The following is a 13,843-nucleotide window of genomic DNA, read 5'->3' as shown; positions in this document are numbered from 1 at the left end:
TAAATCTATCAAAAGTATGTTTTTTTTGAAGTTTTTACGGAAAAAGGTAACGTATTTAAAAACTTTGCGTTATTTTTGCATGGTGTTAGCTTTGGGACAACATGAATGGGGACTTAGAGAAAACGATTGACATTGACCGGATTCTGAAGGGGAAAATGGGTGACAAAGCCCGTTTTGTCCCGGGATTTCTTGTGTCATGGCTCAAGCATATTGTGCATGAAGATGAGGTGAATCGCTTTCTATGGGAGAGTCGCCACACAGTGGGTACGGAATGGCTCGAAGCGTGTGTCCGCTATCTTGACATGACGTTGGACATCGTGGGCGAGGAAAACCTGCCTGCTAAGGACGATGGCAAGCTCTATACCTTTGTCTCCAACCATCCGCTCGGTGGGGCCGACGGCGTGGCACTCGGGGCTCTCATCGGCCGTCACTACGACGGGAAGTTCCGCTATCTGGTCAACGACTTGTTGCTCAACCTCCCGGGATTGAAGCCCGTAAGCATCGGCATCAACAAGACCGGGGCCCATACGCGCAACTTTCCGGCGATGGTCGAGGCCGGTTTCCAAAGTGACAACCACATGCTGATGTTCCCCGCAGGGCTTTGCTCGCGCAAGATTGGTGGACAGATACACGATGTGGACTGGAAAAAGACCTTCATCACCAAGAGTGTGGAGTGTCACCGCGATGTCGTTCCCATCCATTTCGGCGGCCGCAACAGCGACTTCTTCTATCTGCTGGCCAATGTTTGCAAGGCACTCCACATCAAGTTCAACATCGCCATGCTCTTTCTGGTCGACGAGATGTACAAGAATGTCCATAAGACCTTTCGTGTGGCTATTGGCAAACCCATTCCGTGGCAGACGTTCGACAAGAGCAAAAGCGCGGTGGAATGGGCTAAATTTGTGGAAGACAGGGTTTATGACCTGTAGTCCGGCAGCAGTGTCCCGGGAAGGGAAGGCAGCAACAGAGAATCAACAATAAAAGAAATAGAGGATGAGGTGCAACCTGTAGGGGCAGACCCTTGCAGTGCTTCTGTCTCACCAGTATAGAAATGTAAATGGAACAAGAGATCATCCGGCCGGTCAGTAAGGAACTGCTGAAAAGCGAGTTGACACCCGACAAACAGCTTCGTTTGACCAACAAGAGCCACAACGAAATCTACATCATCACGGGCAACGACTCGCCGAATGTCATGATGGAGATCGGGCGACTGCGCGAGATAGCTTTCCGGACGGCCGGTGGCGGCACGGGAAAGCCCGTAGATATTGATGAATTTGATGCCGGCGAGGGATGCTACAAGCAGCTCATTGTATGGAATCCCGAGGCCGACGAGATCATCGGTGGCTATCGCTATCTCTCGGGCAAGGATTGGAAGATGGGGGGCAATGGCCAACCACTGCTCGCTACCAGTCACATGTTCCATTTCTCCGAGAAGTTCTTGACCGACTACATGCCCTACACCGTGGAGTTGGGACGCTCTTTCGTGTCGCTGGAGTATCAGAACGTGCGGGTCAACAGCAAGAGCATTTTCGCCCTCGACAACCTTTGGGACGGTCTGGGAGCCCTTACGGTCATCAATCCCGACTTGAAATACTTCTTCGGTAAGATGACCATGTATCCTTCTTACATCCGCCGCGGGCGTGACATGATACTCTATTTCCTCAAGAAACATTTCGATGACAAGGAGAATCTCGTCATTCCGATGAAACCGCTTGTCATAGAGACTCCGGAGACGGAACTGGAACGGCTTTTCACGGCGACAGACTTCAAGGAGGACTATCGCATCCTCAATCGTGAGATACGCAAGCTGGGATACAACATTCCGCCGCTCGTCAATGCCTACATGAACCTCAGTCCCACGATGAAACTCTTCGGGACGGCCATCAACTATGGTTTCGGCGAGGTGGAGGAGACGGGCATTCTGATAGCCGTCGACGAGATATTGGAGGAAAAGCGCGTGCGGCACATCAACAGTTTCATTGAGGAGCATCCCGAGGCACTGAAGCTGACAAGCGGTGCCAACAACATAATTTATAAAGAGAAGAAATGAATAGGACATTACGTTTTGCCGTTATGGCATTGGCCATGCTGCCGGTGGCAGCATTCGCCCAGTCCACCTACGAGCCCATCGGGGGCACAGGCAGTCAGGCGGAGCAGAAGGCCGGCATCAGTGTAGACGAACTGTTGGCGGCCGGCAAGGAGACTGCCGAGGAGAAGGCCTACCGAGAGAACTTTGTCGCCGACCTGCAGGCCACGGCCCGGAAAATCAACGCCAACTCCGACCAGTGGGCACGTGAGACCGCCAAGCGAGGCTATCCGAAAAAGAAGACGGCCCGCGAAAAGGCCAAACTGGTGGAGCACTATGTCTTCTTGCTCAACACCCAGCTCAGCGATTCGCGCCTGAACAGATTTGTTGACAAGCAGAAGGTGCAGGAGAAAATCACTTATTGGCAGAACTATCTCACCAAACTGCAAAACTCCAAATTGATATAAACTGATGGAAAGCCGCCCGGAGTGCGGCATCTCCATTCTGCACTTGATGCTTTATACGGTAAAACGGCCGCTTGGAATCTGGACCAAGCGGCCGTTTTCAGTATTTCTTTTTGCTGATTATTCGTCTTTAAGGCCATCGGCAATCTCCTGTGCTTCGGGATTGAGGTTGATGTTGCGGGTGGTCTTGGCCTGTATGGAGCCGGCCTTCATGATGTCGGCCATGTCCACACCCGTGGCCGATTTGAGCACGTCAAAGGCCTGCTTGATGGCCACAGGCACGTTGCCGCTCATCGCACTGATGCCCTGACCGTCGCCGCTGTAGATGTTGACATCCTTGATGGCACTGATAGGCTTGGCTACGTTTTCGACGATTTGCGGCAGCACCTCTATCATCATTTGCGCCACGGCCGCGTTGTTATACTTCTTGTAGGCTTCAGCCTTTTTGTCCATTGCCTGTGCTTCGGCTTCCCCTCGCTTCAAGATGGCGTAGGCCTCAGCCTCTCCTTTGGCCTTGATACCCTGTGCCTCTTGCTCCAACTGGTAGCGGGTGGCATCGGATGCCGCATTTTGTGCCTGTGCCTTCTGCTCGGCCTCGTAGCGCTGGGCCTCGGCTATGCGCTTGCGCTGTTCGAGATCGGCTTCAGCGTTCTTCTGCACCTGATATTTGTCGGCATCGGCTTTCTTCTCCACCTCGGCTGCCAACTCGTTTTGCTTGATGATGATTTGCTCCTGCGAGAGGATCTGCTGCCGTTTGGTCTTTTCAATTTCAGCCTCGACGGTCTTGATGTTGATGGTCTTCTGCTGCTCCTGCTGCTGGATGGCGTAGGCGGCATCGGCATCGGCTTGCGCCGTGTCGGCCTGCTTCTTGAGGTCGGCGCGTTTCAAGGCCAGGTCGTTGTTCTTCATGGCGATGGCCGTGTCGGCATCCACCCGGGCGTCGTTGGCATCCTTGTCGGCGTGAGCCACCTGTATCTTCACGTCGCGTTCAGCGTTGGCCCGGTTGATGGAAGCGTCTTTCTTGATTTTGGCCGTATTGTCGGCACCGAGGTCGTGGATGAGCCCTTCCTTGTCGGTCACGTTCTGAATGTTACACGAGATGATCTCGATGCCCAGTTTGGCCATGTCGTGCTGCGCCTTCTGCATCACCTGATCCGAGAAACCGTCGCGGTCGGTGTTGAGCGAACGGAGGTCGAGCGTACCGATGATTTCACGCATGTTGCCCTGCAACGAATCCTGCAACTGTTCGGCAATCATGACAGGGGTCATGTTGAGGAAGTTCTTGGCGGCCAACCGGGTGCCTTCGGCGTTCGGAGTGACGCGTATCTTGGCCACGGCATCCACATCAACATTGATGAAGTCGTTGGTGGGGACGCTCTCCTCGGTTTTGATGTCTACCGTGATTTGTCCTAAGTAAACGCGGTCGAGACGCTCCAGAAACGGGATGCGGAAACCGCCGGAACCGATGAGTACGCGCGGTTCGCGGCTGAGACCGGAGATGATGAACGCGTAGGAAGGTGGTGCCTTGACATAGGATGTGAACACGAAGAAAAGCAGCAGCACGGCGGCTGCGGCAATGATGGCATAAAGCGTAAACGGATTAGCAAACATAGTATCTGTTTTTTAAGTTTGTAATAAAAATGTGTTGCAAATATAATAATATTTCTTTAAAATAATGGTGCCGTTTCTATTTTTTTATCATTTTTGTCCATCGGTGGGGCGGGGGGTGGGTGTTAGGTGGCAGGTGTTAGGTGTTACCAATGAGAAATCGGTGAACACTGTCTCCATGCTATGCCGGAACGCAGTGAATAATATTAACAAAAGTGCTTCCGCAAAAACTCTCCGGCCAGAATGGAAAGCCGGCCTTAGACCACCGGAAAAGCCCGCCGATTTTCCCATTCGGCCACTCCAGACCTGCGAAAGAGCCACAGTTGAAAGTTGAAAGGGCCACAGTTGCGCTGCAACTGTGGCCCTTTTACAAGCCCGGTTGGGCCTTTTTAGGCCCCTTTTTAGACCTAAATTCATGTCAGTAAAATTCAAACAGCTGATTGTCAACGGTTTGGAAGTGTTGCCAAAATTCGCTTATTTGCGCCCAAGTGGTTGTCGGTTGCAAATATCGCAAGCAGAGAGGCTGAAAACGAATAATTAGTTTGACAAATTATTCTATCCCGGTGGTCTCCCTGTCAAGCATCGGCCGGGCTGTAAATAGGCAAAGGGAAGCAGGGATATCTTAATATTTGACCTTTTGTATCTTTAAATTTTTGAATGTTGCATACGCCCTCCGGGCGTGCGGGCAGGCATAAAACACTGCCCCTACTGTAGGATACGGAAAGCGATCTACCATATCACAGCCGGCACGAAGTGTGGGATGCCGACTTTTACTTTTCCACCTCTTTACCCTTTTACCTTTTATTCCACGATTTGTCCGTCGAAGAGGCGGATGGTGCGGTGGGCGATGGAGGCGTCATGCTCGCTGTGGGTCACCATGACGATGGTGGTGCCCTCTTGGTTGAGTTCGGTGAGCAGGTGCATCACTTCGGCACCGTTCTTGGAGTCGAGATTACCGGTGGGCTCGTCGGCCAAAATCATTTTGGGACCGAACACCACCGCACGGGCGATGGCCACGCGCTGCTGCTGACCGCCCGAGAGCTGGTGGGGGAAGTGCTTGGCGCGGTGGCTGATGGCCATGCGCCGCATGATGGCCTGCACCTTTTGCCGGCGTTCGGCCTTGGGGATGGTGAGATAGGTGAGGGGCAATTCGATGTTTTCCTCGACGTTGAGTTCGTCGATGAGGTTGAAACTTTGGAAGACAAAGCCGATTTCGCCCTTGCGCACGTCGGTGCGGTCTTTCTCTTGCAGCCCCGACACCTCACGACCGTCCAAGAAGTATTGTCCGCCCGTGGGATTGTCAAGCAGTCCGAGGATGTTGAGTAGTGTGGACTTGCCGCAACCTGAGGGGCCCATGATGGCCACAAATTCACCGTCGGCCACTTCAAATGATACGTTGTTGAGTGCTATCGTCTCGACTTCTTCCGTGCGAAACGACTTGCTGAGTTTTTCTACTTTAATCATTGTATTTTTGTTTTAAGAATTATCGGGAATTAAAGATGTTGATGGAGAATGGGCAACTGAAAGGACCAAGGAAGGCCGGGGAGGGGACTCTCCGACCTCTCAGGCTCCGGTCATTGATTCTCGTTGATATGTTTCACGGGGTTTTCGTTGCCGGCCACATAGCTCTGCACGGCCACGGCAGCAAAGGAGATGAGCAGCACGATGACACCCGCAGCGAGCAGCCAGGGCCACCAGACGATGCGGTAGGCGTATTGCGAGATCCACCCAGCCATGAAATACCACACGATGGGCACGGCCACGACGAAGGCCACGAGCACGTAGAGCAGGAAGGTGCGGACGAGGCGCAGGCGCATCTGGTTGCTCGTGGAGCCGAACACCTTGCGCACGGCTATCTCCTTGCGGCGCTGCTGAATGAAGTAGGTGGACATGGCCACGAGCCCTAGCAGAGAGATGATGATGGCAATGAAGGCAAACATGGAGACGATATGCGAGGTGCGCAGTTCGTGTTCGAAGGCTGCTTCTATCTGTTGGTTCACGTAAGGGCGGCCTTGGTCATAGAGGTCGCGGTGGAACACTTCCTTGAACACTCGCTGCACTTCGCGGAAGTTTTCGGCCGGACTGCCTCCGGAACAGCCTATGGTGACGCTCCACGGTTCCTCCACCTTGTCTTGTATGAGCAGCAGCATGGGGTGGCTGTTGTCTTCCAGAATGTTGCGGATGTGGAAGTCGTTCATCACACCGCCGAAAGCAGCATCTTTCGGAAACCCGTAAAATCCCGTCTTCTTGTAGTATTCGCTCATGTGTGTGTCGGTGGGCTTCATCCCGAGGTCGTGCAGAGCCTGCGTGTTGAGGTAGATTACGGGGCGGGCAGCTACGTGGTGGTCGTCCTTGAGCGTGATGCCGTAGAGCTTCATCCACTCGGGCGTGGCGATGAACATCTGAAAACTCTTCGACATTTTTTCATCGATGACAGTATTGTTGTTGCCGCCGTCGGCGGGTGTTCCCATGGCGGGGGCCACACCGGTGACGAAAGGCAGCTGCCGCAGGCGGTTGACGAATGTGGGGAAGTCTTTGTTGTCGAAAGCTCCACCCCCGTAAATGCACATCAGGTTGTCGGTATGGAAACCGAGCGGTGCCTTGACCAGGTGTTGCATCTGGGCCGACATGATGAGCGCGCAGGAGAGCATGACGATGGTGATGACATTCTGCAAGGTGATGAACACGCGCGAGAAGACCATCTTGGTTTGCTGTCGGAATGCGCCCCGTACCACCTCAATGGGCCGCACCCTCGACATGACTGCCGCCGGAAAAGCACCGGCCACGACACCCAGCAGCACGGCCGAACCGAACATCGCTGCCAAGACGGCAAGGTGGAGCATGGTGCCGAAATCGATACGGGCATTGAGCAGTTCGGCAAACCGGGGCGTGAGTGCCCATGCAAAGGCTATGGCTATCACTAAGGAGAGCAGACAGAGCACGACGCTCTCCAGCACCAAGCGCAGCCCCACTTCGCGCTTCTGTGCACCGAAAAGGCGGCGCGTGGCCAGTTCGCGGGCCCGGTAGCCCGACTGGGCCACGGTGAGGTTGATGTAGTTCATCACCGAGAAGAGCAGTATCACCAGCCCCACCACGAGCAGGATGGTCACCAGCCGGCTGTTGCCGTGGCGCAGGATATCGTAGTCAGAATTGTATTTAGTGAGATAGAGTCGGTCGAGGGGTGTGAGCGTGGCCCTGCATTTGAAGGCACCGTTATTGAAGCTGGGCCAGAACGACGTGAAGAATGCCGTGAGCCCTTTCTCCCGCGCCATGAAGTCGGTGCCCTCGCGGGCCATCACCAGCACGCACGAGCCGGTGAAATTCACCATGCCCGGGAAGGTCTCATCAATGCTTGCCCGATTGAAATACTTCTCGTAGTAGAAGTCGACGAGCATGTCCACGTCTTGGTTGATGATGGTGTTGTCGAAATCGGCCACCACTCCTGTCACCCGGAAGCGTATGCTGTCGTTCCACACGATGGTGCGCCCGAGCGCATTGTCGGTGCCGAAGAGCTTGCGGGCAAACCGCTGCGTAATCACCGTTCCTTGTCTGTCTTTCAGGCAAGTCTGCCGGTCTCCTTGTAGGAGGGGGAAGTCGAAGAAGTCGAAAAAGGTGGAGTCGGTCATCAGCGCTTGGGCTGTGACGAACTCATCGTCGTGGGCTATGTCTATCCTGTTCAAGGTGAAACCGCACGTGCGCTCTATCTCGGGATAGTGCTTGCGCAGATGTCTGGCCACGGCGTGGTGTGTGCCGTCGGTGCCATCAGACCCTTGGGCGTCAAAATTTGTGCCCACCAAGTAGATGCGGTGGGCCTTGGAGTGCTGTCGGTCGACGTTGGTCTCCTGCCACACGTAGAGCCCGATGAGCATGACAAACATCAAAGCCACCGACAGCCCGAACACGTTGATGGCCGTGTAGATCTTGTTCCGTGAGAGGAACGTGAAGTAAGATTTCAGGTTGAATAATTCTTTCATGTCTTTATTGGAATTAACGAATTGTCTGACAGTTGACAAGTGGGTGAGTTGACGAGTTGCTTGCCTTTTAAGTTGGCGAACCATTTCACTCGTCTTTCAGATAGTCTACAGGGTTGCCTTGTGCCACTTTGAGGCTGTTGAAGACGACTACCGAAATGATGGTTGCCCAAATGAGGGCGATGCACCACACGAACAGCAGCGGATTGAGCGTGACGCGCTCGCTGAACTGCTCTATCCAGCCGGCCGAAACGATGTAGGCGCCTATGCCGCCGACAACAAGCGACGGGACGGCTACCCACGAAATGTTGCCCACGAAGAGTCGGAGGATGTCTTGCAAGCGGGCGCCATTGACTTTGCGCACGGCTATCTCCTTGCGCCGGCGGTTCACCTCGTCGGTGGTATAACCGATGAGTCCGAGCAGTGCGATGATGAGTGTCACCATTCCACCCACCAGTACGGCTGTGCGGAAAGACTGCTGTGCATGATAGAGGTTGGCGAGCATGGAAGCATAGCTGTGCAGCGACACCTTGTTATCGGGAAACATCATGGTGGCTTTGTTCATGATGTCGGTCATGTCAGCCTCCTTCATGTCGTTCAACTTGATGAGGAGATGGGCCGCCGGCCGGCGGTTGTAGAACATCACGCTTGGCCGCTCGTCGGGATTGCTGAACGAATGAAGCCGCACGTCGGCATACACGCCGCAGATGGTGAAAGGTACATTGGCGTCGCCACTGTGCCCTGAGATGCACACGCGCTTGCCTACCACATTGTCATTCCAATGAGCTGTTTTCTTCATGGCTTCCACAAAACTGCGGCTCACCATCACTTCCCGCAGGCTGTCTGTCTGCTCCGTGAACTTGCGTCCTTGCACGACTTTCAGTCCCATGAGATCGGTAAAGCCGTCGGACACGTTGTTGAGGTCGGCTGCGTTGAAGAGCTCCCGGTCGTCGGTCGGAAGCGTCACATTGTTGCCCGGTTGCCCGTTGATGAACAGTGCGTCGGCCGAGGAGATGGCAGCCACGTAGGCTTTCTTCCGCAGGTCGGCGATGCACTTCTCCTTTTGTTGGACAGTGGCCCCGTCGATAGTGAGCACTGCTAAGTTATCATAGTCATAGCCCGGATTGAATCCCACCATGAAAGCATACTGCCGGGCGATGGTGAGGAGTAGGCAAAGGAGCAAAGAGGCTGCTGCAAACTGGAAGGCGAGCAAGGCAAGTTTCCACTTTCGGCGGCTCTCGGCATAGCCGTGAAAGGCCGTTGCCACAGGGACGGCCGAGTAGAGAAAGCCGGGCAACACGCCGCCGAGGAGCAACATGGCAGCCAACACCAAGAGAAGGAACAGACCGCCCCGGTTGAGGAGGAGCGCGCATGCCGGCGTGGCGGTGAGCTGTTCAATGGTGCCCTTGCACACAAAGATGAGCAATCCCGCCAGCACCACGGCACACGCGATGTGCACCACAGCCTCGCAGAACACGATGCTGCCGATGTCTGTGCGGTCGGCACCGAAGCATTTGCGCACCGCCATCTCCCGTGTGCGGCCCACCATGTTGCCTATCACGATGAGCAGATAGTTCATTACCGACGAGAACAGCAGCACAAAGGCCAGCAGCAGGAGTATCCGGCTCATGGTTTTGACATACGGATCGCCCGTGTAGATGTCGTTGAGGAGCTTCAAGTCATAGTCCATCGTGACACCCGCTTTCTTCAACTCTTTTTGCGGAATCTTCTCCCGCAGCATCTTTTCTATGTTGGAACGGAGGTCTGCCGGTGTCTTGCCCTGCGCCAACCTCACGTAGGAGCGGTAGCGGTCATTGCCCACCCATCGCTCGGATCCGTCGTACATCATCTTTCCGATGCTGCCCAAGGCTATCACGAGGTCGGTGCCGTGGAGGGAGGAGTTGTAGGGAAAGTCGTCGAAGACACCGCCGATGGTGAACGTGAGTCCCGGGTATTCCTTGCAAGTGAGATGCCGGCCTACGACATTGCCGCCGATGCGGCCGGCCACTTCGTGGCTGACAAGGCAGTAGAATGGGCGCGACAGGGTTTCCTTGGCTTTCCCCTGTCCTATCTTTTGCGGGAAAACATCGAAGAAACAACTGTCGGCCAGATAGGCGTTGAGCGAGATTTTCCGGTCGTTGTCCACTGCAAACAACGCATCACCCAGCAACTGAGTGGAGCGTGTGGCGGCTTCCACCTGCGGACAGTAGCTCTTCACGCCCTGCGCCACACCGCCACTGGTCTTCTCTCCCTCATCGTGTTCGCCGTCGATGGTGTACTCTTCATATATTTGATAGGTGCGGTCCGCCTCGGGAAAGAAGGTGTCGTAGCTTTCCTGAAAATACACTTGTGCAATGAGGACGGCACCGATGGCAAGGCCGAACCCCAGACAAAGTATTTTGGCAACGTTGTGCCGGCCTCTGCGGGGGAGGTTGAGAATGGCTGATTTCAGATTCTTGATCATGACTTTTCTTCTTTGTTGTCTTTCCGCATCCGACATGGGCGAACGGGAGGAAGATTGGTTGATGGTGCCTTGATGGGCACGTTTCCTTTACGTTTTTCGAACAATAGCCATGCCAAAACAGGCAAAGTGTTGGTGGTTAGCATGTTAGGTGAAAACCATTAAAGGTGTGTGTGTCTAAATGTTGGACACCGCTGCCTAATAATTGGACAGGGGATGGAGGGGGAAGAGGGATACTCTAAATAGTGTTTGGATTTGTGGAACATTATTAAATGTGTGGGCAATTAGTTGGCTTGTCCGTTTTTAATTTGTATATTCGCAATGGAAAACAAAACCTAATAGTATATGACCAATACGGATAATAACTTTTGTGTGATACTGGCCGGCGGCAAAGGCAGGAGATTATGGCCATGCAGCCGTGAACAATATCCCAAGCAGTTTGTTGATTTTTTCGGAACCGGGCGCACGCAGTTGCAGAATACCTACGACAGGATGGCGAAAATTATTCCACCGGGTCATATTTTCATCAATACCAATATGCAGTATGCCGACCTTGTGCGCAGCCAGTTGCCTGAGCTGCCGGCCGACAATTTGCTGGTGGAACCCATTCATCGCAACACTGCCCCAAGCATAGCCTGGGCCACTTACCGCATAGCGCGTCTCAATCCGGAGGCCTGCATCATCACGATTCCTTCCGACCAGACGGTGTTCAACGAGGAGGCTTTCAGCCAGAATGTGCAAGAGGGACTCGAGTTTGTAGCTTCCCGCGATTGTTTCCTTGCCTTGGGTATCAAGCCCACGCGGCCCGAACCGGGCTATGGCTACATTCAGTTGGGGGAGCAGGAGGGGCACGACCTCTATCGGGTGAAGGCGTTCACGGAGAAGCCCGACCGCGAATTTGCCCGCATGTTTGTAGACAGTGGGGAGTTTTACTGGAACACCGGCATCTACATTTCCAATGTGGCCAACCTTCAGGAATGCTTCTCAAGGGTGTTGCCTCCGGTGCTCCGTTTGTTCAATGGGGAAGACCGAGCAGTCTCACCGGCTGATGAAGATGCTTACATGAAGGAGAACTTCCCCTCCTATCCCAATCTCTCGATAGACTTTGCGATACTCGAGAAGTCGGAAAACGTGTATGTGATGAAATGTGATTTCGGCTGGGCCGACCTCGGAACGTGGCACACCATCTATGAGGCCATGAGCAAGGGGGAAGGAGACAACGTGGTGGTGGACAGCGATGTGCTGCTTGAAGACTGCCGCAACAACGTGATCAAACTCTCACACGGACGGCTGGGGGTCATCAATGGGCTCGACGGTTACATCGTCGCCGAGAAGGACAATGTGCTTCTCATTTGCAAGAAGGAAGACTCTTCGTCGTTGATACGCAAGTATGTCAACGAGGTGCGGATGAAGAAAGGGGAGGAGTTTGTCTGAACGGACCGGTCGCTGTCCGGCTGGGAAACTGCCGGATGACGATTGTTAAATTATTTGTTCGTTTTCGGCCTCTCTGCTTGCGATATTCTCGACAAACGCCCTGCCCGACGCAAATGCGCAAATTTGGCGACGTTTTTAAAACACTGATAATCAGTCGTTTGAATTTTGTGAACACAAAATTTGACCCGAAAACGGGGCTGAAAGGGCCAAAACGGGCTTGCAAAAGGGCCACAGTTGCAGCGGAACTGTGGCCCTTTCAGCTTTCAAGTGTGGCTCTTTTGCAAATTCGAAGAGCCCAAATGGGAATATGGATCGGCTTTTCGGGTGTTCTAAAGCCGGCTTTCGGTTCTGGATGGATCGTTTTGGCGGAAGTGTTTTTGTTAATATTATTCGCCATCGCGCGGCATTTTGCGGAGACACCTTTCACCAAATCATGATGTGTGTGTGACCAATGCGTGTACTCATCTCATCCTTTACCCTTTTACTTCTTCGCCTTTTTTCTTTTTACCCCTGCCTTTGGACAGAGTCAGGCAGGCTGTCAGAGTTTCTTGAATTCGGCGTAAATCTTCTCTGAGATTTCCTTGAATTCGGCTTCCGAGAGTTTGAGATGCTCCTTGCGGAAATCCACATCAGCCTCACTGTTGATCGGAATGAGGTGGATATGGGCATGGGGCACTTCGAGTCCGAGCACCACCTGTGCCACCTTCTTGCAAGGGAAAGCCGCCCTGAGTGCCGTAGCCACCTTTTTGGCGAACACCTGAAAGTCGGCCAGTTCGCCGTCTTCCATGTCGAAGATGTAGTCCGTCTCCCGGCGTGGAATCACAAGCGTGTGCCCTTTGGCCAGTGGACTGATGTCGAGAAATGCGTAGAACTTATCGTTCTCGGCGCATTTGTAGCTCGGGATTTCCCCCGCAGCTATCTTTGAGAAGATGCTCATGTTGCCCCTTTCTTATTCGATGGTGATTTTGTCAATGCGCAGTTTGATGGTTCCGCTGGGAATTTTGATCTCAGCCACATCGCCCACCTTCTTGTTCAGCAGGCCTTGGGCGATAGGGGTCTTGATGGATATTTTGCCCTCTTTCAAGTTGGCTTCGCTCTCGCTCACGATGGTATAGGTCATCTTGGCCTTGTTGCCCATGTTGGTCATTTCCACTGTTGAGAGTATCTGCACGGCATCGGCACTCAGGCGCGAGGTGTCCACAATCTTTGCTTCGGCAATGGTTGTTTTCATGCGATTGATCTTATCTTCAAGGTGAGCCTGTGCTTCCTTGGCCGCATCATATTCCGAATTTTCACTCAAGTCGCCCTTGTCGCGGGCCTCTGCGATTGCTGCTGAAGCCTTCGGGCGTTCGATAGACTCCAAGCGCTTCAGTTCGGCTACGAGCTTGTCGTAGCCCTCTTGTGACATGTAAGCCATAATTCAATATTTTTATTAGTTAATAATAGCTTTTCCCGGAGACAATAAAATAAAGAATTCCGACATCAGTTCATGTCGGAATCCATATCCTCGATTATCTCAGTATTTCCTTGTTCTACTTTTGCAAAGATAGGTATTCTTTTTTATATAGCCAAATATTTTGTACCAATAAGTGCCTTTTGATTGATTTAAATCAAGAAATAAGTGCTGTATGTGTGATTTTTTGCAATATTCATTGCGGTTTAAGAGAAAACGCTTATCTTTGCATTGTGTTTTTCATAGTATTAGATTTAAGGTTAACAAAAGGTTGGGACTCGGCGGAGCCCCATTTTTTATGCCCATAATTTTCACCTTAGTATAGATGCACGCCGGCAACAGCGGCATCAACAAAGAAAACCGCCGCTTGAACGATTTCATTCAAGCGGCGGTTTTGTATTTCTCTTCCGGTGTAGGCTCCGGCAC

At 53.1% G+C, this 13,843-nt stretch carries 11 protein-coding genes; 5 read left to right on the top strand and 6 right to left on the bottom strand.

What is annotated here, in order from left to right:
* Positions 1–101: 101 nt before the first annotated feature.
* From HMPREF6485_RS01785 to HMPREF6485_RS01775, 3 genes are all read left to right on the top strand, one after another.
* Positions 102–929, top strand: coding sequence for a hypothetical protein (locus HMPREF6485_RS01785; protein WP_004344263.1), 828 nt, complete (start codon positions 102–104; stop codon positions 927–929).
* Positions 930–1,057: 128 nt separating this feature from the next.
* Positions 1,058–2,050, top strand: a complete 993-nt coding sequence (locus HMPREF6485_RS01780; protein ID WP_004344259.1) for a GNAT family N-acetyltransferase — start codon at positions 1,058–1,060, stop codon at positions 2,048–2,050.
* Positions 2,047–2,493, top strand: a complete 447-nt coding sequence (locus HMPREF6485_RS01775) for a hypothetical protein (RefSeq protein WP_004344257.1) — start codon at positions 2,047–2,049, stop codon at positions 2,491–2,493. Before HMPREF6485_RS01780 ends, HMPREF6485_RS01775 begins: the two co-directional genes overlap by 4 nt.
* Positions 2,494–2,610: 117 nt before the next feature.
* Here the strand turns inward: HMPREF6485_RS01775 and HMPREF6485_RS01770 are convergent, their stop codons facing one another.
* From HMPREF6485_RS01770 to HMPREF6485_RS01755, 4 genes are all read right to left on the bottom strand, one after another.
* On the bottom strand, positions 2,611–4,101 hold the full coding sequence (locus tag HMPREF6485_RS01770) for a flotillin family protein (protein ID WP_004341540.1): 1,491 nt from the start codon (positions 4,099–4,101) through the stop codon (positions 2,611–2,613).
* A gap of 798 nt (positions 4,102–4,899) precedes the next feature.
* Positions 4,900–5,562, bottom strand: coding sequence for an ABC transporter ATP-binding protein (locus tag HMPREF6485_RS01765; RefSeq protein WP_004344255.1), 663 nt, complete (start codon positions 5,560–5,562; stop codon positions 4,900–4,902).
* A 110-nt stretch (positions 5,563–5,672) separates the two neighbouring features.
* On the bottom strand, positions 5,673–8,072 hold the full coding sequence (locus HMPREF6485_RS01760; RefSeq protein WP_044125712.1) for an ABC transporter permease: 2,400 nt from the start codon (positions 8,070–8,072) through the stop codon (positions 5,673–5,675).
* Positions 8,073–8,157: 85 nt separating this feature from the next.
* Positions 8,158–10,533, bottom strand: coding sequence for an ABC transporter permease (locus HMPREF6485_RS01755; protein ID WP_044125708.1), 2,376 nt, complete (start codon positions 10,531–10,533; stop codon positions 8,158–8,160).
* A gap of 342 nt (positions 10,534–10,875) precedes the next feature.
* On the opposite strand from HMPREF6485_RS01755, the gene HMPREF6485_RS01750 reads away from it, so the two are divergent.
* On the top strand, positions 10,876–11,964 hold the full coding sequence (locus HMPREF6485_RS01750) for a mannose-1-phosphate guanylyltransferase (protein ID WP_004344252.1): 1,089 nt from the start codon (positions 10,876–10,878) through the stop codon (positions 11,962–11,964).
* Positions 11,965–12,077: 113 nt separating this feature from the next.
* A complete protein-coding gene (locus HMPREF6485_RS14215) occupies positions 12,078–12,401 on the top strand; it encodes a hypothetical protein (protein WP_004344251.1) in 324 nt (107 codons plus the stop codon).
* A 101-nt stretch (positions 12,402–12,502) separates the two neighbouring features.
* Here HMPREF6485_RS14215 and HMPREF6485_RS01740 read toward each other — a convergent pair whose 3' ends face one another.
* Positions 12,503–12,901, bottom strand: coding sequence for an HIT family protein (locus tag HMPREF6485_RS01740; RefSeq protein ID WP_004341531.1), 399 nt, complete (start codon positions 12,899–12,901; stop codon positions 12,503–12,505).
* A 12-nt stretch (positions 12,902–12,913) separates the two neighbouring features.
* Complete coding sequence (gene greA / locus HMPREF6485_RS01735) at positions 12,914–13,381, bottom strand: transcription elongation factor GreA (protein WP_004341530.1); 468 nt, start codon at positions 13,379–13,381, stop codon at positions 12,914–12,916.
* Between the last annotated feature and the right edge of the window lie 462 nt (positions 13,382–13,843).

Source organism: Segatella buccae ATCC 33574, from assembly GCF_000184945.1.
Lineage (GTDB): Bacteria > Bacteroidota > Bacteroidia > Bacteroidales > Bacteroidaceae > Prevotella > Prevotella buccae.
The sequence above is the reverse complement of the archived record's forward strand: the minus strand, read 5'-3'. Positions and strand labels throughout refer to the sequence as shown.